This window comes from Paraflavitalea sp., from assembly GCF_059502485.1.
Genome location: NZ_JCACET010000011.1, coordinates 429,145 through 453,695 on the forward strand (window position 1 = coordinate 429,145; position 24,551 = coordinate 453,695).

The 24,551-nt window shown below is 47.9% G+C and carries 17 protein-coding genes; 4 read left to right on the forward strand and 13 right to left on the reverse strand.

The window, feature by feature from the left end:
- Nucleotides 1–9: 9 nt before the first annotated feature.
- Nucleotides 10–975, reverse strand: coding sequence for a DUF2268 domain-containing putative Zn-dependent protease (locus tag AC5JBY_RS29525; protein WP_495908293.1), 966 nt, complete (start codon nt 973–975; stop codon nt 10–12).
- 86 nt (nt 976–1,061) lie between these two features.
- Nucleotides 1,062–1,721 carry a nuclear transport factor 2 family protein gene (locus tag AC5JBY_RS29530; protein WP_495908294.1) on the reverse strand — a complete coding sequence of 220 codons (660 nt, stop codon included), beginning with the start codon at nt 1,719–1,721 and terminating at the stop codon, nt 1,062–1,064.
- A gap of 167 nt (nt 1,722–1,888) precedes the next feature.
- Here AC5JBY_RS29530 and AC5JBY_RS29535 point away from each other — a divergent pair, with 167 nt between their 5' ends.
- Nucleotides 1,889–2,914, forward strand: coding sequence for a bestrophin family protein (locus AC5JBY_RS29535; RefSeq protein ID WP_495908295.1), 1,026 nt, complete (start codon nt 1,889–1,891; stop codon nt 2,912–2,914).
- A gap of 82 nt (nt 2,915–2,996) precedes the next feature.
- Here AC5JBY_RS29535 and AC5JBY_RS29540 read toward each other — a convergent pair whose 3' ends face one another.
- Nucleotides 2,997–3,956 carry a DUF6528 family protein gene (locus tag AC5JBY_RS29540; RefSeq protein WP_495908296.1) on the reverse strand — a complete coding sequence of 320 codons (960 nt, stop codon included), beginning with the start codon at nt 3,954–3,956 and terminating at the stop codon, nt 2,997–2,999.
- Between the two features lie 10 nt (nt 3,957–3,966).
- Nucleotides 3,967–4,338 carry a hypothetical protein gene (locus AC5JBY_RS29545; RefSeq protein ID WP_495908297.1) on the reverse strand — a complete coding sequence of 124 codons (372 nt, stop codon included), beginning with the start codon at nt 4,336–4,338 and terminating at the stop codon, nt 3,967–3,969.
- 165 nt (nt 4,339–4,503) lie between these two features.
- On the opposite strand from AC5JBY_RS29545, the gene AC5JBY_RS29550 reads away from it, so the two are divergent.
- The gene (locus AC5JBY_RS29550; RefSeq protein ID WP_495908298.1) at nt 4,504–5,589 is read left to right on the forward strand and encodes an alpha/beta hydrolase; all 1,086 of its coding nucleotides are present in this window, start codon (nt 4,504–4,506) and stop codon (nt 5,587–5,589) included.
- Nucleotides 5,590–5,753: 164 nt separating this feature from the next.
- Here the strand turns inward: AC5JBY_RS29550 and AC5JBY_RS29555 are convergent, their stop codons facing one another.
- The 4 genes from AC5JBY_RS29555 to AC5JBY_RS29570 all read right to left on the reverse strand — a co-directional run bounded on the left by AC5JBY_RS29555 (nt 5,754) and on the right by AC5JBY_RS29570 (nt 14,499).
- Complete coding sequence (locus AC5JBY_RS29555; RefSeq protein ID WP_495908299.1) at nt 5,754–6,794, reverse strand: NAD(P)-dependent alcohol dehydrogenase; 1,041 nt, start codon at nt 6,792–6,794, stop codon at nt 5,754–5,756.
- A 152-nt stretch (nt 6,795–6,946) separates the two neighbouring features.
- A complete protein-coding gene (locus AC5JBY_RS29560) occupies nt 6,947–9,424 on the reverse strand; it encodes a DUF8696 domain-containing protein (RefSeq protein WP_495908300.1) in 2,478 nt (825 codons plus the stop codon).
- 261 nt (nt 9,425–9,685) lie between these two features.
- Nucleotides 9,686–13,474, reverse strand: coding sequence for a M36 family metallopeptidase (locus AC5JBY_RS29565; RefSeq protein ID WP_495908301.1), 3,789 nt, complete (start codon nt 13,472–13,474; stop codon nt 9,686–9,688).
- A 212-nt stretch (nt 13,475–13,686) separates the two neighbouring features.
- Nucleotides 13,687–14,499, reverse strand: a complete 813-nt coding sequence (locus tag AC5JBY_RS29570) for a DUF1206 domain-containing protein (RefSeq protein ID WP_495908302.1) — start codon at nt 14,497–14,499, stop codon at nt 13,687–13,689.
- Between the two features lie 89 nt (nt 14,500–14,588).
- On the opposite strand from AC5JBY_RS29570, the gene AC5JBY_RS29575 reads away from it, so the two are divergent.
- The gene (locus AC5JBY_RS29575; RefSeq protein WP_495908303.1) at nt 14,589–15,089 is read left to right on the forward strand and encodes a DUF2004 domain-containing protein; all 501 of its coding nucleotides are present in this window, start codon (nt 14,589–14,591) and stop codon (nt 15,087–15,089) included.
- A 24-nt stretch (nt 15,090–15,113) separates the two neighbouring features.
- Nucleotides 15,114–15,722, forward strand: a complete 609-nt coding sequence (locus AC5JBY_RS29580; protein ID WP_495908304.1) for a hypothetical protein — start codon at nt 15,114–15,116, stop codon at nt 15,720–15,722.
- Between the two features lie 64 nt (nt 15,723–15,786).
- Here AC5JBY_RS29580 and AC5JBY_RS29585 read toward each other — a convergent pair whose 3' ends face one another.
- From AC5JBY_RS29585 to AC5JBY_RS29605, 5 genes are all read right to left on the reverse strand, one after another.
- Nucleotides 15,787–17,841, reverse strand: coding sequence for a right-handed parallel beta-helix repeat-containing protein (locus tag AC5JBY_RS29585; RefSeq protein WP_495908305.1), 2,055 nt, complete (start codon nt 17,839–17,841; stop codon nt 15,787–15,789).
- Between the two features lie 90 nt (nt 17,842–17,931).
- Nucleotides 17,932–18,921, reverse strand: a complete 990-nt coding sequence (locus AC5JBY_RS29590; protein ID WP_495908306.1) for a DUF4466 family protein — start codon at nt 18,919–18,921, stop codon at nt 17,932–17,934.
- A gap of 28 nt (nt 18,922–18,949) precedes the next feature.
- Nucleotides 18,950–19,357, reverse strand: a complete 408-nt coding sequence (locus AC5JBY_RS29595) for an SGBP N-terminal domain-containing protein (protein WP_495908307.1) — start codon at nt 19,355–19,357, stop codon at nt 18,950–18,952.
- A 30-nt stretch (nt 19,358–19,387) separates the two neighbouring features.
- Nucleotides 19,388–21,241, reverse strand: coding sequence for a RagB/SusD family nutrient uptake outer membrane protein (locus tag AC5JBY_RS29600; protein ID WP_495908308.1), 1,854 nt, complete (start codon nt 21,239–21,241; stop codon nt 19,388–19,390).
- A 12-nt stretch (nt 21,242–21,253) separates the two neighbouring features.
- Complete coding sequence (locus tag AC5JBY_RS29605; protein ID WP_495908309.1) at nt 21,254–24,364, reverse strand: SusC/RagA family TonB-linked outer membrane protein; 3,111 nt, start codon at nt 24,362–24,364, stop codon at nt 21,254–21,256.
- Between the last annotated feature and the right edge of the window lie 187 nt (nt 24,365–24,551).

The following is a 24,551-nucleotide window of genomic DNA, read 5'->3' on the forward strand; positions in this document are numbered from 1 at the left end:
AGGCCCATACTAATAAACTGATCCACCCGCATCATACCCTGAGTTAGCAAGAAAAAGATCAACCTTCGCCTTATCCTCCAGGTCAAGCTCGATGATCTCCCGTACAGCACGCGCTTTATCAGCAGCATGCTGATAATAAGATTTACAGATTGCATAACCCATGTAATAACCCAGGTCGGCAACCTTGGTAGCTTTTAGGCCACCGTTATAAAGCCAATCCTGCGTAGCTGTGCCGTACATCACCCCCTTGAAGCTGACCCACAATTCCCGGTCATGCGCACGACCATAAACAAGGTAAGGATGCATGAGCGTTTTCCCGGTCAGCAGTTCGGCAATAAAGTCACAGGCCCCTTCCGCAATACAGAACCCCAGCAGGTTCGACTTCCGCCGCGTTTCCATATCTCCGCCCCGCTGCTGCGTGTGCGTCAGCTCATGCGCTACAAGCCCCATGATGTCGGGATTAGATAAAAAGAACCTTTGCAGCATCGGATGAAGCCCCTCCGCGTTTACACTACTGTCAGCAGCTACGATCTCTGTCCCAAGCAACACCCTGGTCTGTGTAGTCGTGCCACCCGTTTCAATATGGCCGATCATAAAAAACACATCCGGTCTTTTGAATCCGGGATACAACTGTTGATAACTGGTAAATAGTTTCCTGATCGCCGCACCCTTCCGGCTGGCGACCATTGTCTTGCGACGTACACTCCGCCAGAATTCAGGATGCTGCAATATGGCAGACCGGAACTTACCCGCTGTCCAGTTCCTTGCCCGTGCAAAATCCCTGAGACCGGCACTTCCCTTGTCAAGATAGAATTGTTGAATGATCCTTTCCTGCTCAGCACTATCGCTGATGCGGATAACCTTATCGTAAGCCTTCCAGAAATTGTTGATATCAGAAGTGAAGATGCCGGATTGCCGGCCAAATACAGGAGAAGTAACAATAGCCAGGACAAGAATTATCAGGCCTATGCGCATAATCTTTTAGTAATGACGCATCGGCAGCTATAAAGTTACAGGACGACAAAGCATTTTTATACGCAAACGATTGTAATCAGCCACAGTCATTCAATCCCGGCACGCTTGCTGTCTGCCAGACTGGTGTTAAGATAGGATGCCTGCGCAGATTCAGGTTGCATACGAAACTCAACCACATGAGCGCCACAGATCATCCATCGGCCCTTTTCCTTCCTGTAAATGTCCACCCAATCGATAAATTCCGTTTCTACCGCCTTGGTAGTCGCATGCGCATTATTCACCCGGTTCCGGTAACTCAATACAGCAACATCACCAAAGAACTGCAAGGTCAGGTTATCATACTTCACATGCGTGATCTTCCATTCCGAAGCAGTCGTACGATCTTTGATATAAGCAGCCCTGTTGAGCAACCGTCCTTCACCAAAGAAAGTAAAATCACTGGCAAGGATCGAATCGAAGTCCGCCACCCGCTGCGATTGCATCGCCAGCGGCCATTTCCGTTTTACCTGCAATATCTCAGCAGCATCATGTGCCCTGTCCGCAGACGGTCGGTTCACCAACACATACCTGTCAATATCTACTGTAGGCGTATTGTTATCCCTAAGTGAAATTTCCTGCACTACAGCCTCCTCCCCTGGCTCGGAGAACGATTCCAGTTCCTGGGCTGCATCACTGCAGGAAACGATAAAAGATACCGAAAGCAAGAAGATGTAATTACGCAAAGTGAAGTCCCTACGCTTGTTCATAGCTAAGAATTGATCCTGAAAAAATATACCGGGGCAGGTCCGGCATCGATGACGAGGCAACTTAATCCCTTTACCCCGCGTTCCGGATATTCAATGAGCAAACGGCGCGCGGCTGAGCAAGGAACGCATTTTTTCCCTATATTGAACACGTTCAAAACTAACAGGCTATGATCGTAAGGAAAACACTCGGACTCAAACAGATTTATGAATTTGGCGGCCACCATTTTATTTGGCTCATCCCCTGGATGCTCCTCGTAAGCGGCACCTACCATTTCACCCAATGGCGGTGGATGGCCATCCCTTGGCTTCCACTCTCTGTCATCGGCATCGCCGTAGCCTTCTACGTTGGCTTTAAGAATAACCAGGCTTATAACCGCCTCTGGGAAGCCCGCAAGATATGGGGCGCCATGATCAACAACAGCCGGATGCTGGGCACGATGCTCAAACATTTTGTTGCCAGCGACACCATCAGCCCACAAGAGCTCGAACTGATCAAAAGACGCATGGTCCACAGACACATTGCCTATCTCTATACCCTCCGGCAACAGCTATTGGCGCCTGCTCCCTGGGAACACGTGAGCCTGCGTTGGATCTTTGGCTACTTCAACAGGAAACGCCATTACCATTTGTTGGAGATCCCCTACGAACAGGAATTGGCAGAAGTTGCAGCCAAACCCTATCTCGATCCGGAGGAACAAAAAACCTATGAAGGCGCTGCCAACAAAGCAACCCAGCTGATCGACCGGCAAACTGGCGACCTTGCAGCACTCTTCCGCAACAACTGCATGAACATGATGCAGCACATCGAGCTCCAACGCACACTTAATAACTTTTATGATGAACAGGGAAAAGCAGAACGGATCAAGCGCTTCCCATTTCCAAGGCATTACGGTAGCTTCAGCTTTGTATTTGTCTGCATATTCGTATTCCTGCTACCCTTTGGCGTTGTAGGCGAGTTCAGCAAGCTGGGCGGAGATATGTATTGGCTGTCCGTTCCCATCGGCGCCCTGATCGGTTGGATATTTGTAGTATTGGAAATTGTGGGCGATTATTCCGAAAACCCTTTCGAAGGTTTATACAACGATGTACCGATGCTGTCCATCTGCCGCACCATTGAGATCGACCTGCTCCAGATGTTCGGCGAAAAAGACATCCCAAAACCAATACAACCCAAGAACAGTGTCTTAATGTAAATATACCAGGATGGCTCTGCGAGGCTTGTAGCCTCGCAGCTCTATTCCAGGGTCTTCGGCCCTATCGAAGTAAACGAACTCACTACTTAACCGGATAACTAAACTCATTCTCGACAAACCATCTTGCCTTATATATTTTCAACCCGACTTGTTTGAAGACCACGCTTTGATCAAACGACCTGATCTGATCCGTCCACCAGCTACCTGGTGTACCATCGGGAATAACGATCACTGTAGGCAAACCCTTGGGGCCGGAGCTTACGCTCTTCACATTATGCCAGGGCAAAGGAACAACAGATAACTTCTTTTTTATAACATCATACTTATAAGTTGCCTTTTCATTAGTCAGCCACAAAGCCTCCTCGCCATACACCGGAAAAAGATCATGCGCCCCCTTTTCAGGCAAAGTGACATAATCCTTTACAACGAAGCGCGGCGCAAAAGGATTTAAATTATTATAAGCGAATATTTTCAACTGATCCTGTGCGGCCGACCACAATACCCGCTGCTTCCCGTCCCACACCACATTATGCCCAAAAGCAAGAACAAGCGTGTCCCTATACACCTTATCAGGAAACTGCAAAGTATCCACCCGGAACACGGTCATCACGTTGCCCGTACTGGAAGCTGTAACAATATTTCCGTCAGGCAACAGTTCAGAAGAATGCGGGTTACCACCGGCATAAGCATAGAACAACACCTTTTTATCAGCAATACGGATCAGCGCAACACCCCCACCCGATGCATTCGTTAAAATAGCCGCACCACCATACACCACCTTCGCATCCGAAGGATATTTAAACCAGCCCACATGCTCAGGCTTGATAGCGGAAGATTGATCAGGCCGCCACTCCCACACGATACGCTTGGCAGGAAGATCAAGAATAGCCACCCTGTTTACAGATTGCTCAGATAGCACAAGACATTGCTTACAATTAGTGAACGTAGGAATTGATGCATTTTGAGCCATAGCCCTGCCACCCACACAAAAAGAACCACACAACAATAAGGTACCGGAAAGAAACTTATGAAAACGATCCATGTAATAAAAGTTATTTTTCATCGTACGCCTTTATACTCTTCTTCGTCGCCAGTCCCCGCCAGCTTAATTCAAGTACCTCCATCAACAGTTTCTTGTCATAATGAGGCTGAATCCACATACAGATATAAGCATAGCCCTTAAAGTGATCAGGTACATGAAAGAGTTCAGGATGACTATTCAGGTACTTATCATGGAACTCAAAGTCAAGGTGGATAGGAATAAACTCACCATTGTCATGCAATCGGCACATCAGCTTGCCGCGCACTTTCACAGAAGGCGTTCCTTCATGAGATGTGCTCTCCTCCGTCTCAGGAAAGGTTAAAGCGATTTTCTTCACCACTTCAAAATCGGCCGGGTCATAATTGATCAGTTTGCTTTTCATGACAGTTCAAATTAATTGATAACCATTAGATATAATGGCATTGAAATATACAACAGTTCCCTGTATTTATCAATTGATACAGCTACAACGCCCGGCTACCTTTGAATCAGATTTACTCCAACGACACCAGACATCGAATCACCAGACTTTAAAATCAAAAATGTGATGAAACTATTATGCTTGGCAACGGCAGCCCTGCTGCTGTTTGGCTGCAACAGTACGACTACACCAGAACAAACCAATTCAACACCAGCAAACAACGAGACTACCATGAGTACGGAAATTAAAGTAGCAGACTACGCTACAGACCCTGCAATAGAAGCAGAGACCAAAGCATTCTTAAAAGCACTCAACACGAGTGGCGGTAAGCCAATGGAAACCATGCAGCCTGCAGATGCCCGCAAAGTGCTGGAAGGCGCACAGACATCCGTGAAAGCTGATGTATCGGGGGTTGAGATTAGCGAGAAGACTATCACACAGGATGGTCTCACAGTGAAGCTCTTTATCATGCGGCCCGCCGGAGTTACAGGCACATTACCAGCCTTTATGTTCTTCCACGGAGGCGGCTGGGTCATCGGCGACTTCCCCACCCACCAGCGCTTTATCCGCGACGTGGTAGTGAGTTCAGGAGCAGTAGCCGTCCATGCAGAATACACACGCTCTCCCGAAGCCAAATACCCGGTGGCACTCAACGAATGCTATGCCGCCACCAAATGGGTAGCAGAACATGGCAAAGAGATCAATGTAGACGGGCAGCGCCTCGCAGTGGTGGGCAATAGCGCAGGCGGCAACCTCGCAGCAGCAGTAGCACTGATGTGCAAAGACAAAAAAGGACCAGCCTTAAAATTCCAGGTATTATTCTGGCCTGTGGCAGACGCCAACTTCGAAACAGTATCCTACAACCAGTTTGCTACCGATAGATTCCTGACCAAAAATATGATGAAGTGGTTCTGGGATCATTACATACCCGAAGCACAGCGCAACGAAATATACGCATCTCCCCTCCGCGCAACAACAGAACAGTTGAAAGGACTGCCACCAACATTGGTGCAAACCGCCGAAAACGATGTACTGCGCGATGAAGGCGAAGCCTATGGAAGCAAGCTCAACGAAGCAGGCGTACCCACCACCAACGTGCGCTACCTCGGCATGATCCACGACTACGGCCTGCTCAACCCACTGGCCCACATACCCGAAATACAATCAGCATTATACTACGCAGGAGCCGAACTGAAAAAAGCCCTGAAGTAAACACAGTAGCATGCCACCCATATAAACGCATAAAGGCCCCACAAGGGCCTTTATGTTTAAAAGATTTACCACCTTTTTTGTCATTTCGAACGGAGCGATAGCGCAGTGAGAAATCTGCTATCGAAGCAAACGCACTGCCGATTGCCCATTGCCGATTGCCGAAATCACAAAGTCGCCATATCGATCACAAAGCGATAGCGCACATCACCCTTCTCCATCCGCTCATAAGACTTTGTAATATCCTTTATATCGATCACCTCTATATCCGATACGATATTATGCTCCGCACAAAAATCCAGCATCTCCTGAGTTTCCTTAATACCACCAATGCCGGAACCCGCTACACTCTTACGACCACCCAGCAATGAAAATGGATGCACCGACAGTTGACCCGGAGGAACACCCACACAAATATGCACACCATTGGTACGCAACATCCGCAGGTAGAAATTCAGATCATGCTCAGCAGAAACCGTATCGATAATGAAGTCGAAAGAATGACGTACAGCCTTTGCCTGCTCCTTATCCGAAGTCACCACAAAATGATGAGCACCCAATGCTTTGGCAGCAGCCTCTTTCGAAGGAGAAGTGCTCAATACAGTCACTTCAGCACCGAAAGCCACGCCAAACTTCACAGCCATATGCCCCAGACCACCAAGACCCAGCACAGCCAGCTTATGTCCTTTGCCAACTTTCCAGTGGCGCAGCGGAGAATAAGTAGTAATACCTGCACACAACAAAGGCGCAGTGGCAGCCAGCGATAATTTCTCTGACACATGCAACACAAACTCTTCCCTAACCACGATGGTGTTGGAATAACCACCATAAGTAGGAATGCCACTCCGGTCAAGGTTATTATACGTTTGCGTATTCCCATCCAGACAATAATTCTCCAACCCCTCTTTACAATTCTCACAAACCTGGCACGAATCCACCATACAGCCCACACCTGCAGTATCACCAACTTTAAAACCCTTCACGTGATCACCCACTTTAACAACCCTGCCGACGATCTCGTGACCGGGCACCATGGGAAACACGCCAGGAAACCAGTCATTCTTGATCTGGTGAAGATCAGAATGACACACCCCGCAATACAATATCTCCAACTGAACATCATGAGCACCTACCTCCCGGCGTTCAAACTGCCAGGCCGCCAGATCCGTCTCCGGAGTCTGAGCCGCATAACCCTTTGCTTTAATCATAAGCTTATTGCATTTAAGGAAGCAAAACTAAACAGTCCCACCCAGAGAGCAATTAAAGATTTCAAACCAAAACTTGCATAATTCAAACAGCAGCGATGAGATAGGAATGCAGCGAGGACAGTACTAATTTTTTAATGAGGGAAAACAATACCTTAACGAACGAGCTCCAGCGTGCCGCGTTTAGCGATCACCTTGCCGGTAATATCTACACCCTGCACCACATATACAAAAGTGCCGGAAGATTGTTTCACACCACCAAGCGTCCCATCCCATCCCTTATTGATGGTGTTGGTGCTAAAGACCAGTTGACCCCAGCGGTTAAATACCCGGAAAAAGTCGAGCCGGGTAATGCCTACACATATTGGGAAGATCACATCATTCCTGCTGTCATTATTAGGAGAAAAAGCATTCGGCACAAAAATATCAGGAGCCGTGCGGTACACCTTCACTTTGATAGCGTCAGTAGCATAACAACCATCGGGCCGGGCAGCCTTCACGATATACTCCATAGACTGCGCAGTCTCGCCCCACAGCACAGCTATTGGGTTACGAATATTAGTATTATTAAGCCCCGTAGGCGGGGACCAGGTAAATACATTCGCAGTGGCGTCATTCACTGTTGCATTCAATTGCAATGACTGACCAAGCACAACAGACGTATCATTACCTGCCGATACAATGATAGGGGCAGCCACCCGTATACGGAAAGTATCATTCAGCGGGTTGGGGCAACCGGCATTCATCACCGAAAGGATATAATTGGTATTGGTAGCAGGCTTAGCCAGCGCTTGTAAAGAATAAGGAAGCGAAGGAATATTACCATTGCCGGTATTACGAAGCGTACTCAGCGGACGCCAGCTATAGCTGGTGCCAATAGTGATATTGGCATTCAGCTGCAGCGAATCGCCATAACAAATATTGGCCTGCGCAGGATCATACGTTGCAGCCGGGAACGGTACATTCACATAAGTAATAGCAGCCACAGCGCTGGTATCAGGTTCACATACACCACTCTTCACGATCGTTCGGTAATAAGCAGAAGACGTAAGCCCGCTCGCTGCATAAGAAGGCTGCGTATAAGCAGGAGCAAAACTATTCCAGAGACTACCATTCGCAGAAGATTGCCAGTTCACCACATTGCCCGTATTACCACTTAAAGTAAGCAGGCTACCCGCTGTCTGTCCAATACAAAAACTACTATTGTCGGGACTCAATACCCCGCCCACACTTTTAGGATCGACAGTTACCACTGCGCGGGTACTGGTATCGATACGGCAGGTAGGGCCATTCTGTACGATGGCGGCAAACTGCGTAGTGACAGTAAGATTTTGTGCCGTATAAGAAAGCGAAGTATTACTAACAGGCGACCAGTTGATGCCATTGGTAGAAGACACCCATCCCAATATATCACCGTTTTGCCCGCCCAGGGTAAGCAAAGAGCTGTTCAAACCAGTACACACCTGGTTGTCGCCGGTCACTATGCCTGGTATGGTAGGAGGCTTGCTGTTCACAGAAATAGTATCGCGCAGATCGGCACAACCATTCACTTCACGCGCAATAATAAAACCACCACCGGTTCCCGCCTGCACAGTCACAGCATTACTGTTGGCGCCCGATTGGATGGTCCAGCCGGCCGGCACGGTCCAGCTATAAGAAGCATTAGCAAGTGCTGGTATAGAATAAGTAAACGTGCCGTTGGCACAGGCATCATTCGGGCCGCTGATCTCCAGCCCTGCACAACTGTTGCGAAGCGCCACATAAGCGTACGCAAAGTGCGCACCCGGATTACAATTATGCGCATCGAACGTAAGCGTAACCTGTTTACCCCGATAAGGCGATAAGTCAAAAGTCACTTCCGTCCAATCCTTGGTCCACACATCATACAAATATTGACCACCACCACCTCCCCCGCCTCCGCCACCACCGCCGGAATGCGAAAAAAACGGCACGGGGCTATTCACAAAGCCCTGCGCAATAGCCGTAGCAGAATCCAGCGTAGCGCCGGTAGAACTGCCACCGCCACCACCCGGACCACCGCCACCTTGACCAGCATTGTTGAAAGTAGGCAGGTAATATTGAGGCGAAGCACAGGTAATAACACTGTCGGGAGTATTCAGCGTAGCCTGAAACAAAGGCTGCTCACTCGAATTGTGCGTACCGTTTTCCAATACCAGTGCATACGCATACGTCATGGTATATGGCTCCGACACCGGGCCGGCCGGCACCTGGATGGTATAAGAAACGGACCGCATGAACCCACCGGGATTACTCCCCTGCCCCAGATCATAAGACGTAGCAGTAGACCCAAGCTTGATGGAATAACTATAAGCATACCCATTGATCGTGGGAATAGAGGGGAAAAAACCAAAAGCATCAGCAGTGGGGACCGTATTCACCTCGATACCCGTAGTATTGATATTGTATTCGGGAACCCTGTACACACCCGCATTGGGAAACGGGTAACTCAGTGAAGCACCCCGCATCAGGCCCGTGCTGGCAGACCAGTTGCTCAAATCGCCGGAAGCAAAATTGATATTGATCGGACAGGCCTGCGATTGTGCCAACCCCGGCAGCGCGGCCGCGGCAGCTATACAATACAACAACAAATGCCTGATCAGTTTTCGCTTCATAGACCGGTACATTAAAACAAGGCTATACGATGGGAGGAAGGTTATTCAGCAGGATTTGGAATACGAGGGAGCTTCTATTACAATGTACACAATATATACAGGATAGGTTGCCAAAACGTTGGGCAAAACACGGCTTTTTTTATACGCAGACCGGTTAACTAATTGTAAAGACATGGTTTACAGGCCATCCATTCTCCTAAAAACGTAAGGCTGTCCCAAAAAGAGACAGCCTCACTATCGTTTGATCAGTCGTACCCGGTTTTATTCGATCACTATTTTCCGGATGGTTTCCTGGTTCGAATTCGTTTGGATCTTGAGATAATAAACCCCTTTACTGAAATTGTCGAGGGTCAACCAATTTACACCCTGCCGAACGCGGTATGCTTTAAGCGCCTGCCCAAGCGGATTGAGCAGCGTAGCAGTTACTACAGCATTATCGCTGGTAGCGATGTCAAGCCTTAACCGGTGGTCATAAGTAGGCACAGGCGACACTTTTACCAGCAGACCATTGAGCGGGAAAGTCACCAGCCTGATGAGCGAGTAAGTAGTACTGCCATCGAGGTCCTTCTCGGCAATGCGGTAATAAACATTCCCGGAAAGCGCCTGCTGATCCGTAAATACATATTCCTTTTCGTAGGAAGCGATGGTGCTGGCAGGCACGGATCCTATGGCCGTAAAAGAATTGCCGTCATTACTTCTTTCAACAACATAATGACTCACATTGATCTCTCCGTTCACCTTCCAGCGCAGCAAGGCTCCATCACCCTGACGTTTGGCTTCGAAGCTCAGGAAGTTCACCGGCAGTGCAGCAGCAGCAAAAGAAGCAACCGTCCTGGTTGTTGACAACAACGAACTGTTGCCAAATACATTCACAACACTGGTAACACCCTTCTGGCTCTTCAACACGATATCATCGATATACCAGCCATCAGCCCCCATGGTATTGTCGGATACAAAACGGAAACGTATCTGGGCAGTTTTGCCCGCAAAACCCGTAAGCGGCACAACTGTTTGGATAAATTGACCACCACTGCTGCCAGAAAATCCCCGACGGGTGGTAGAGATCGCATCGCCCGGAAAAGGAGGTAAGTTACTGTTGTAACCATTTTGCGTCATGTAAGCACCAAGGTCCTGCCAGGAGCTACCGCCATTGGTCGATATCTCTACGGCCCCGCCATCAAAAGCAGCTTCCGTATCATAATAGTGCCAGAATGATAAAGTAGATAGCGTATCCAGCAATACATTGCCTGATGTAAGAATTCGCTGAGTGGTATTAGCCGTGTTGGCCGCATACCACGCATGCGTAGGACTGTGCGACTTAGTGGTCACCTCTGTCCAGAAACCACTACCCGAAGGTGTCCAGGTATAACTCCCAGGGTCGCGGCTGTCATTGATCAGCGCCACCGGCGCCACATAGCTACCATTCGCAGTTGTCTGAATAGTAAAAGTCTTTGTTTCACCCGCCGCAAAATTCAACCCGGAGAAACGCACAATAGAGCCAAAATAAGTACCTCCCGCAGCCGACACAAAAGTGAGATTAGCCGACAGCGTGTCTACGATATTGACATTGTTTATAGGCGTACAATCACAGGTAGCCTTGAGTGTATAAGTAAGATTATCACCAGGCGCCACCGAATCCTTATTCACCGTTTGCACAATACTGATCCCCGATGGCAGATCTTTGGTAGGCGTTTGGTCATTATAATAGTGAGCACTCCCCTGAGAAGCACTCTTACCCATGCCCCGGCGCGCAAAAGCATTCCAGATAGCACATTTATGCGCCCCATTGTACAGCATATCATCAGCCTTTAAAATGGCATCCCGTCCGTCGAGGAAACCAGGACCACATGGCTGATACTTCATGCCTTGCATCACCAGTTGCAAAGCAATATTATTACCCTTGGTGCCATGATAAATATCTGGATCGATACCTTCCATCGCAATAATATTCCACGTCATATCCCACAACGCAGCACACCATATCTCACCAATCGAATGCTCCTGGCCGCCCGTTAATATCAAACTATCATAAGTCAGCGGATTGATGCTCATATCCGTAGAATAAGGAAAACGGCGGATACCATCTTCTGTAGGCAATTGACCCAGCGCATAATTGCCAATAGGCCTTCTATTGACACCATCACCCACGCCGGCAGTAGCCCAGTTCGTAGTAAGCATCAGCACCACATAATCACTCCATCCCTCCCCCATTTGCTCTATGTTGGTAAGACAAGTAACATTAGATGGGCCAGCCGTCAGACGATTCGAGATGCCGTGCGTATACTCGTGCACCACAACACCATTGTCGAGCGCACCATCTACATACTCTCCCGAAGCCGATAACGTAGCCGTTACCCCCGGCAGATTAGCCTTTAGGGTATTACCATCAGCCTGCATTATCATCACCGCCGGTATTACGATCGTCGTATCATCGCCACTCATGATGATAGGACTACCCGCAACATTATTCACCACGATCACACCAACAGCGCCGGCATCCTGGGCCCTTTTGATCTTTTGAACAAATGAACAATTGCTGCCACCCCGCTCGATCAGAGCGATCTTTCCCACAAGCGCTGCCGCATTGGTAATATTGGTGCAAGCCTGGTGCGTATTATTAAGATCATCCACCCGCACAATTTCAGCCGTAACAGGCCCCACATACCTAAGCCTGTTGCGTGAGCTCACCGTGCCCTCCGCAATGACATATTGCGCAGTATAAGGACTATTGATCTGAAGTTGCGGCGTCACGAGAAGATCCCACAGGTACATGCGCATACGCGGATTTTCACCATCCTCCGGCGTAAAGAAATTGGCATTGTTGGTGCCACCGCCATCCTGCGCCAAAGCATGTACATAGTCTTTACCTGCGCCTCCCCGGCCGAGGTTATCAGACTGAAAGTTGCCGGCAGCTTCATCAAATCCATATTGATAAGTAATATCGTGCACCAGATTATTCCAGTAAAAGAGATTATCGATCCCCGCACCCATATTGGAAGACGCCATAGGATCAGCACCCGTATCCAATACGCGGTCGAAAGTAAGAGACGGCGTGCCCGTAGTAGACTCATCAGCCACCCCAAGCGTATCCCGACGGCCCGTAATATCTTCCCGCGCCCACACATTATTCCCACGCGTATAAGTAAAGTTGCGGTCACCGTCGAAATGCCATCCATGCGTAGTAGCCTGATTATTCACACCCGCTATCGTCCATGGATTATTCACCAGCGTACGGCTGCCATAAGCAGCAGATTCCAGCGGATGAGCATACACACGGTAATTGACACTGGTCGCAGTAGGCGGAGGAGCGAGCGGAACCGGAACGGACATCATGACATTATTTTGCACAGCATGCACCGGCGCCACACCATGATCACCACCCGTATGCCCACGCTCCGATACGATGAGACTATGCTTTTGCAAAAACTCCCCACTTTGCGCATCCACGTGGGCCACCCATTCCTGCTGACCGTCAGCCGAACCAATGCGCACACGCCAGGACAACTTCAATTCCTGGCCATCATTCACCGGCAACCACATAAGATCACTGCGCAGGCTTTGCTGGGCAATACCCTTTCCATCAAACACGAACCGCCGGGCTGTTACGTCCTGTTCCAGCATTTGCAGAGTTTCCGGAACTGGTATAGCCAGTTGCTTACCAGCCCGCTGAACAGCCTGCACAGCAGTTACGGCTGGCGTAGTATTCATGCCGGCTTTAAGTTGGATCTTGTCAACATAATCCAGTCTCTTTTCTATCAGCGTATCATTCCGGAAAACGAATACCCCTATCTTATTAAATACCGGCACACCCAGGTAGCCCTGCTGCAGGTATACGATCAGGTCACCGGTTTTCTTGTCGATATGAGCGTCGGACACACGGTAGTCATCAATGGCTGACTGGTTAAGGCCGGTGGTGCGCAGGTTTTTGCGCAATAAAGTAAGAGCAGTTTGTTTTACATCGATCCGGCGTTGCTGCGCAACAACAGCATTCAATAACAATAAGATAATAAGCAGGCACAGAGAAGTTCTCTTCCAGGACGTGGTTAACATAAATCAATGAGTGTTTAATAGTTAATCAAGGGCATAGCAGCAATCACCCGCAAGCACATGGCTTGTAGGTAAATAATAAAATAGCAACAGAATGTTGTGAATTGGATTCTAAGAAAGGAAGAGAATATTTGTGGTGCCCTAAAGATAAGAGTAATTTCAACTTGCTCCGCTTCGCCTAACTGGGTAGATTTAGAAAAATGTCAATGTGGAAATTAATCCGCATCAGAGTCATACGCTATTCCCTGCGCAAACATAAAGAGCCCATAACAGAAAGTAGCCACGGCAACAAGGATGAACCATACATGCCCTACATCGTCGCCGATAAAATCAAAAGCCTTATCGGTATTCACTACATAACGCGCGTTGCCACGAAACCCCGCCTTTAGGAAGAAAAAACCAATAATGCCCAGAATAATACCCCGGGCGGCATAACCGGCCCAGGCAACAAAATGAACGGCACGACGGAATAGAGAAGAGAAACGCTCGATATCCACCCTTTCCCGGTAGCCCTGCGTAATACCATATACCAGCTGGACTACAGCCGTAACAACATATACCACTCCTAAACCAATAACCGGCCAGGAGCCATAACTTTGCATTAACTGCTGAGCCATCTCACGTTCTTCAACCGGTTGCCCATCCGGCTGAATATGACTTGCTCCCAGCAAGATCCGGATAGCAGAATACACAATAAATACATCGGCCACAGTACTCAATGCAATACCTATCCTTTTGACGATACCCGTCACGCCATTGTCGTAACCATAAGGATCTGTAATAGCTTCATAAAAGCGCCAGATAATATAACACACCGTCCCCAGCAATATGAACCCAATGAATATTTTACCAATAACATAATCATTCAGTATAGCCAGCAGGCTACCCTCATCCGCACCGCCATTACGCAATTTGAAAAAAGAAAGCAGCGCAACCACACCGATACCTGCATACATAAGCCCGGTCGCCATACAACCATAAACCGGCAACCAGTGAACAACAGTACGTTTCTTTTGCGCGTAATTCATATTCCCCAACAGCTTATACCTGAAATTAACAACTATTGGACCAACGCCCACAGTTCTGTATATTTAGGCATTCTAATCATAACCAACCCATGGCAAAGTACTCGTTACCACATTTTGAAGAACTGGACACAGAAAACCTGGAAGAGTTTTATGAGGTGGAGGTTGAACACAATGATGACGTCATAGAAATAGACCTGAACTTCGAAAACAAAACCATCGACCCGGCCCGCCTTGACCAGGTAAAGCAATTCATCGAAAACATTGCCACCTTCGACAAACAGAACAAGAAACATATCCAGGCCGACTACTCAGACAAAGACAAGGACACCGTAAAATCCTACATCGAATATCACCTGGACGAACTCGACAGAAGTGACCTGAAACAAGTAGTCGACTTCAGCCTTAAGACAATAAACCCCAGGATCCAGCTTGTCAACGCATTGCACCTGATACGCGTAGGCCTGTATCCCGACAGCGAAGACCAGTTTGCCATTTTCGACTACTCCATAGACAGAGACATCACCGATTACTTAGTGGTCATATTTGCCAACGAGAAAGGCGAAATGGACTACATGACAATGGAAAGCTAACCCCCAGCTAATCATTTCTCCCCTATGCAGCTACGGTTTACCAAAGACCTTATCAACGATATCATCACAACCAATGTCAAAATAAGCGACCAACTCAGGTTGTATAAAATATTTGACGAGCAGGATGCCATCCTTGGACAATTCTATTTTTATCACAAAGAACAGTACATAACATTTCAAGAAAAAGAAATAGCAGTAGAAACCACTTCTAAGATTCTAAAGAAGTCCCAACATTTACTGGTCGACAAAAGTGACGGCAAACAAATAGGACAGTGTGAACTCTACAAAACTGGATTATCTACTTCCGAATACTTCCTATTCAACCAATTCCTGCTAAAGATTGGCGACAAAACATACATCCTTGAACGGCAAAAGCCGGAAGCTAAACGCAACTTCTTTAAAATAGAAACCTGGGGACATTTCAAATTCCGTCTCTATTCAAAAGCCAGCCAGGAATACGCTGAGTATTCACTGAAAATGGATATTCCCGCCTGGAATAGACCCAGTTACAAATACATCAACTTTACAGGCACTATCGAAACCAACATGACTGACATCTTTCCTATACTATCAGCCTTTTACCTGTTCGAAATAGAATTCGACAACGAAGACGCAAAGTATAATAGTGACTGATATACATAAAAAGGCCTGCGTAAGCAAGCCCTTTTTCTATGATGTAAACGCAGTAAGCAACCTTCTACTCCATTATGATATATTTCTGCGGACTGATCTTTTCCTGCGCTATATTGTTTCCATTCCCCGCATATTTATTACCACTCGAAGTAATACCAGTGACTGCATATGATTCCACACCGTAACCGGCATTATACTGTACCATGTTGCCACGCACCGCAACACCCGATGAGCCTTTGTATAAAAACTCCACCATCACCCCACTGCGATCATTGGCCTCAATAAGATTTTGCTCTATAGTAATTCCCTTACTCTCAGAGATCAATACACCGTAATAACCATTACGGGCTATTTCACATTTTTTTACAGAGCCATTGGAGCAAGCCTCCAGCGCCACACCAGCACCCATCGGCGAAGTCGACAATCGGCAATCCTGCACCGTAATGCCACTACAATGCGATAACAGCAAGTTGTGCAACAGCTTCTGCCCCGGCGGCACACTAACGCCATTTTCACTCAGGTCACAACGCACGATCGACACCCCATTGGCACCGTTGATGAAAACACCGTTATAAGTGGAGTTGCGCACCGTAACATTCTCCAGTTTTATGTTCTTCATTAATCCCTCTTTGGTTGTCCTGAATAAGATGCCGCCACGGTTGTAACCACCGCGATAAGAACGCGCACTATTAGGATCAGTTGGAACATTGGTAGTCGGCGCCCCTTCAATCACCAGGTCACGGATAGTAACCTCCTGCATATCATCAGCGCCGTTCACGATTGTTTCCCGCGCACCCGAAGCAGGATCAAGGATTAGTACGGTAGCCAGCCCTTCACCCGACAATACCACACCAGAGGGCATCTTCAACGTGGCAGGTAGTTTATGCTCACCGGCCTTAGCTACAACCCAACGTTTAGAGCCTGCAGCAGCATCCAGCGCTTGCTGAACAGACTGACCCGGCTCTACCATCACGGCATCAGCCGGTATAGCCGGACGATCCGTAGCACCTGCAATATAACCAGTGGTTCCGGCCTTTGGAGTAGCATGCTTCACGATCGCTTTGCCTGTTGGTGCACGCAAAGAAGTGAGCACACTACGCGAAGCTTTGGGCCGTATGTTATCAGCAGCCTGTTTTGTATAAGGCAGCTCGATACCCTGTGCAGCATAATGACGGTACACCGCTTCATAATCATCACGCAGTTCTTTCACGCGCTCCGAGATTACACCATAACAATGCGGTTTACCACCCAACACAAACTGCGCAGTATATTCATAACCCAATCCCAGCCGGTTGTCACCAGCAGCAAAAAGATCGACACCCTGCGTAAAAGCTACCTGCGCAGCACCAGCAAACTCACCCAGACCCAACTGCACATGCCCCTGATCACGCGTGCTTTCCTGGCACTGGCCACTGGGATAAACATACTTGAACACGCTACCATTCACCGGCGCATGCAGGTAATGATCGATGGCATTATTGAACATAGCCCTGTTGTCTGTGAAGATGGCCATCGCCAAAATAGAATGAATGATAGCCCCATCCCAATTACCATTCGCTTGCGGATAATAATAACGCAGCAATGGATAATACACATCCATCAACATCGCCGTAAAGCGGTCAATACCCTCCTTGCTCCAGCCTGCATTATTATAACGCAGTATTTCTGCCGCATTACACAAAGCATGGCCAGTCCAGGCAGCCAACAACTTGGCATCGTTATAATCCAAATGCCAAAGCACCGGCGACCAGGTATTAAGTATTTCGATGGCCTTATTGGCATATTGCTTATCACCCGTGATGTACCACACCAACGCATAGTTATAAGCCATGGCCGCACCTTTCGAAAGATCATTACCACCAATATTAGGTTTGCCGTAAGGCCCGCGCAATACATGTGCATGTGCAGTTACTGTAAAAGGAGTATCTGTGGCAGCCTTCAACCTGTCGAACGCACTTTTGTATGGTTCTGCACCTTTCAACACCTGCGCTTTCACATAAGCGAGGTCCTTGGCCGATTGATCGACACCGGGATGAATGAATGCCTGAGAAAACGTACAGACGGGCAACAAAAATCCCACAACAATAAAAAAAGAAAAAAATACATAAAACCTATTCATGATACGAAACATTTATTTAAGTAAAAAGGTAAGCCCTTTCAGGCCTACCCTTTTTTGTACCAGCTATATAAAAACTAACTGCTCACATTGTTAAAGCGTATAACGCTTGATACTGATCACGGCACTCTTACCACCATTATTCACCGAGTTCACATAAATGTATGCCCGGTATTTCTTATCAGCAGTCTCTACCCACACACCCGCTTCAGCCTTCAGGTTGATGGCGAAATTGGGAGAATTGGTCAGATCGATTTCCTGCAGATCACGATCATCGATATAAATACCGAATTGCAATTGAGCAAGATTATTATCCTGCAGATTGAACACCTTCCGCATCAACGTGCTACGGTTCACACCCGCCGGCAAGGTTATATCGGGCCTGTACTGCGCATCAGCCGCGGGCGATACCAACGCATGCGTGAATGTACTGGTGGTATAAGTACGATACAAATACACCAGGTCGATCTTAGCTGCATTGGCAGCTGCATCGGTAGCATTATAAGCCTTCATATCCTCGATAGAGAAGTAGGCCAGGTTATTATCACTCACGGTGATCAGGCGTGTCATAGACATTTTGGCAACCTGATAAGGCCCCAGCTTGTAAGTTACCGTTTGACCATTACTGCTGCGGGCAGTAAAGGTGAAAGAAACAGATTGACCACGCGCAGCTTCCGGAATCACATAATAATAACGCAGCGTAGCAGCCATCGTGTCCTTGGTGAAAGTAACAGTAGTTTTGTTTTTATCAGTAGTAGAAGGATTGCCAATGGCAATACCTACATCGATCCCATTACTGCCTGTATAAAAAGAACGATGCTCCAGGAAAGTGCCAGGAGCGCCATCGATAGACGCTTCCACTTCAGCAGAAACCAGCTTGCCTTTGTCGGGCAGCAGGGCCATGGCATAGGCGAATTCTATCTGCTGGCCAACGATATTAGGCCCCAGTGAACGCTTGATGGCATCATTCTGTAACCCATCTTTGGGCGTCGGCAACGCATAATCTTTCTTTTCACAGGCAGCCAATGACAATAACAGCACCACAAAAACCACACTGTGTATATATTGAAATGTACGTTTCATAATAATCATTTAATGATAAACAAATGGATTATCGGGGTTGCACTGTAATGTTGATCGTATAAGGTTTCCGGATCTGGCGGTTGCCCGATACCACCGTGTATACTCTTGGACTGGCAAGGTTCGAGAAATCGGTCCTGCCCGTTACCTTGGGGTCAAGTTTACAATCCGAAGCCAGCTGAAATTGTGGGTACAGGTTCTTCAGATCGGTACCAAACTGTACTTCCACCGCTATGGTTTGTGCAGTCGTATCGATCACCACCGGCTTGGAGCGCACGGTCACAAAATCAGGTCCCAGTATTTCAAAACTACTCACAAAACATTCCTGCCGGGCAGTGATCAATAAACCATCCTCATCAACAGGATAATCCTTTTTGCAGGCAGCTGCCACAAACGTTACTACTAAGAGTATGTATAATATATTGATTGGTTTTCTCATTGTTTTCAATTTTCAGATTCGTAATGTCAATTATCTCCACGGAGCGTTCTGTGTAAGATTAGGATTGCGGTCACGCTCAGCCTGCGGAATGCGGAAAATATAATTCTGCTGATAAGTCCGGTCAGACACATTCTGATAATAGCGTGTTACATCTGCACCCCAGGTATCCTTGGTCCATTTGCCAGCACCATTGGGAGGTCCCCACACCCTTTCAATAGCTCTCCAGCGGCGCAGGTCGAAACCACGTTGACCTTCACCGATCAGTTCTACAATACGCTCCTGCTCGATAGCATCGAAGAAAGCCTGCCTGTTGGCTGTTTTCTCGGGCTTCAATGCAGGAAGATTACCACGGGCGCGTACTTTATTCACCAGATCGATAGCATCGGCCTGAGGTCCGCCCACTTCATTGGTGGCTTCAGCATACATCAGGAACACATCAGCTAAACGAATAACAGGCCAGGCAAAATCACCATCACTACGGCCCTGACCAGGATAATTGCGCACAAATTTGCGGAACACATACCCGGAATTGGTACCATCCGTATTGTAGGTAGTATATTCTACACCACCAATCGTTACCTTACCCGCCCAGGTTTTGAAAATAAATGGACACCAGCCGGTAGATTGCAGAGAAGCCAGACCAATACTCGTTTCATAATCCCACTGAATAGTCGATTTCATACGATAATCCCGGTCGGCATAGCTTTGCGGGTTCAGGGCAGAATTGGGCTTGGTGCGTGCAGCAGCATCTGTGGTCGGACTGTAACCGATCAGCGCAGGAGCAAAATCACCGGTAGTCAATGACTGATAACGGTTGGCAATTTCAAAGCGGGGGGCCACCCAGCATTGAGAACCTTCATGAGAACGGCCGGCAAAATCACGCATCAGTTCTTCACCTTGCGAAGTGCCCGTACCGCCGTGGTTAAACACCAATACACCTTCGGGATTGCCATTCGCTTTGGGCGTAAACAAGTGAAAATAATTGGGGAGCTTTTCTGCCTTGCCCAGCTCATCGATCTCACCGGGTGCACCGTTCAGATACAACGTAAGACCGTAATCATTGATCACCTTTTTGAAGTCGGCAGCAGCAGCCGTAAAAGCTGTCGTTGCCTCTGAGGCGCTGGGAGTAAACCCTTCCAGTTCAGGCCATCCATTTTTATTCCAGGATGCCCAATACAGGTTTACCTTTCCGCGTAATGCCAGCGCAGCTGGTTTACCCAAACGGCCTGCAGCACTCGGTTTAGCAGGCAGCTTATCGAAAGCAAAATCAAGATCCGCGAGAATCGAATCCTTTACAGCCTTGAGCGGAGAACGTGCGATCAAAGCAACCTCCTCATTGGCAGTTACATTTTTGGTGAAATAAGGAACATCACCCCACATAGCTATCAGGCGCGAATAACACAAAGCCCTGAGCAGGCGGCACTCGGCAATGATCACTTCCAGGTTGGCCGCAGCATTAGGCAGCGTTACCTGCATCTGCTTTACATTTTCAATCACATAATTGGTACGGTTCACGCCGCCATACAAATAACGGTACATGCGGTCGAAGTTGCCGGCATAACCGCTGGGGTCATAACCAGCACTACGATAGGCATCTCCCAAACGCAGGTTACCATCCGTAGTACTCAGCGTATTGCTACGCACACGCACAAACTCGGCGTGACCATCCATATAATAATCGCGATCAAAACAGGGCCGGATGGAAGAATAGGCCCCCATCAATGCATAAGTAGCATCAGCCTCTGTTTTCCAGAACGCATTGGCACCAAGATCAACGGTAGAGTCCTGATCGAGCAGGTTCTTCCGGCATGATGAAGGCAATACCACCATGGCTGCCAGCACCGGTATCGATAATATTTTTGAAAGAGATAATAGCTTTTTCATATTGCAGCAATTTTATAAACCCAGCATGATAGCCAGCGAATAGGATTTATTGATCGGGTACAGGTTATTGTTGTTACCAACTTTCTCCGGGTCCAAACCACGGTAAGAAGTGATAGTGGCGAGGTTCTCAGCAGAACCGGCAATACGAAGACTGCTCACATGCAGCCTGCGTAGGATACTCCCAGGCACAGAGTAACCAAGCTGAACGTTCTTCACCCGCAGAAAACTCATATCATCCAGCCAGAAAGTCGTTTGCTCCCGGTTACCACCACTACCGCCAAGACGTGGCCAGTCTCCACTCCTGTTATCCAGGCTCCAGGGCTTATTCCAGTGATCCCAGGTAGTAGCATAACGGGAATTACCGAAGTTGGTATTATTGAAAGCATTGATCCAGAAATCTTTCCGGCCAGAAGCGCCCTGCATCAGGAATACCAGGTCGAAACCTTTATAACTGGCAAAACCTTGCAAAGAGAAATAAGTAGTTGGCCGGGCATTCTGAAAGTTCGTATAAGCCTTGCGATCAGCTCCATCGATCCGGCCATCACCATTCAGGTCCTTACGAAGAATATCGCCGGGCTGAGCTCCCTGCGGAGTAGCGTTATACACATCTTGCCATGTCTGAGCAATGCCAATAGCCTGATAAGCATACACGAAATCATAAGGCATATCGAGGAAAATATTATCACCGCCATTGGTACCTCCGGGATTGATCTGCTGATTCCATTTCTCCAACCGCGTACGGTTGTAGGAACCATTCGCTGTAAAGCTATAGTTAAGGGCCCCCACACGATCCTTCCAGGTCAGTGTCAGTTCAACGCCACGGTTACGCAACTCTCCGATGTTACGGCGGGGAGCATTATAAGCACCGGAAAGGTGAATAGACAGGTCAGAAGGCCTGTTCATGCCAGTTGTCAACCTGTCATACAAGTCAACTTCCGCAGTAAGCCGGTTGTTGAAAAATCCCAGCTCAAGACCCAGGTTCAGCACCTTGGTTTCTTCCCAGGTAAGGTCCAGGTTCACCAGCTTACGGTTCACAAAACCGCGGTTTACCACACCACCGACGATATAAGGGCTGGATGCAAGCGTAGCCTGTTGTTCATAGCGGCCTACCCCACTATTGTTACCAAGGCTGCCGTACGACACACGGAACTTACCATTGCTAAGCCAGGTATTCGTAAGCCTTTTCATGAAATCCTCTTCTGTAAAGCGCCAGCCGAGGGCCACAGAAGGAAAGAAACCATAACGGTCGCCTTTGATGAACTTGGACGAACCATCTATCCGGAAGTTGCCTTCCAACAGATACTTGCCATAGGCTGTATAATTCAGTCGGCCGATATAAGAACGAAGACCTTCAGTGCTGGTGTTACCACCTGTACCTTGAATATCCGTAAGCGCTGCATCAACCTCGCTAAGCGATGGGTGAAGCCGGTCATTACGGGAAGAGCTCTGGAAGCGATCATACCAATATTCTTCACTGTATACTGCCAGAGCAGAGATCTCATGATCGTCCGCAATGGTGATGCCATAGTTCAACCGCGCATTCATCATTGTTTTATAGCCAGTATTCGTTGCATTGACGATGGGAGCATTAGGACCCACATATACACGTGAGCCAAATCCATTTATCTGGAAATTGAAAGCCTGTGAAGGCATATTCGCCTGCTCACGGAATTGATTGTAATAGTTCAAGGCATAATCAACCCGGGCCGTCAACCCTTTTATAGGCGTCCAGTCGATGTACATAGAAGTATTGGCTTCCTGGCGGTTTTCACGCGTCAGCATATTCTGATACACCACATAAGGATTATAAGCCTGTGGGTCTTCACCATACGCCATCACACCACCAAAATTACCCGACACAGGATCATAAGGAGTGATACCGGCAATAGCATATTGCATATCGAAACCAGCCGTGTTGTTACCATCAGGATCGGTAAAACCTTCAGCCAGCGCATAAGTAGTTTTAGACCAGTTGCCATTGAAGCGTATACCCGTGTTGATATTATTATGCACTTTGTAATCGAAATTGAACCGGGCATTGTATTGCTTGTAATCGTTGTTGATCTGTAAACCCTTTTCATCTTTCATACCTACAGAAGCAAAGAAGTTTGACTTGTCATTGCCACCGGTAGCAGAAAGATTATAGTTCTGAAAATAACCATTTTGCAGAATGATATCCCACCAGTCGGTATTGGGATAACGTAGCGGATCGATCATGCCCAATGCCATCCACTGATCGATCGTACCATTCCTGAACAACAAGTTGGCAGGCGTTACAGTCACACTTTCCCGGCGCTGCTGCAGCGTAAGCGAACGCGGGTAATCGGCCATGAAATCAAAAGACTTCGTAGGCACCGTAAGCGCTGAGTTGCTGACAAAGTTGATAGCAGTCTTCCGGTTTCCTTTACCAGAGCGGGTAGTGATCAGGATAACACCATTGGCCGCGCGGGAACCATATACTGAAGCAGAAGTTGCATCCTTCAACACAGAGATCGTTTCAATGTCGTTCACGTTGATGCGGTTGATATCCACATCCGGCATACCATCCACTACCACCAGCGGACTGGAATTATTTACCGTACCCAAACCGCGGATCAGCAGCGCAGCATTATTCCTGCCCGCCATGCCGGAAGTTTGGTTGGCAGCAAGGCCAGGCACCAGACCACTAAGGCCCGAAGAAATGTTGGGAATAGCACGGCCTGTCATCTTCTCATCGACATTCACCGTACCAACAGCACCTACGAGATTTACCTTTTTTTGACGGCCATAACCAACCACCACCACATCGTTCATCGCTGAAACCTTTTGCTTCAGGCTGACCTCATATACGGATCGATCATCTACTGTGATAGTAACCGCATCATGGTTTGTTGAAGAAAAGGTCACCCGCGCCCCGGGTGCCGCACTGATCGTGAAAGTACCGTTGTCATTCGTCTTGGTACCTGTTGTAGAACCTTGTACCGTAACAGATATGTCCGGTAAAGGGGCTCCTGCCTCATCTTTCACCGTTCCTGAAATCGTTTTCAGTTGAGCATGTGAAAAGAAAGGGCTTAATAAACAAACAAAAAGAAGGAGAAATAGGGACAAAGGGATCTTTGTCCGCAGAAGGAGAGTCTGTGGCATAAGCAATCAGTTTATTTGTTAGAATATAGCTGACTCAAACTTGATGAAAAAAGCTGGAATCGTTTTCAGAAATGGTCGTATTTATTTACTAAAACGTTTACGAATACGTTTTCGTAAGCCATTATCGATGTGACAAATGTGGGATTACTGAAGTACTGTTGTAGTAGTTGTACAATTCATCGCAGTC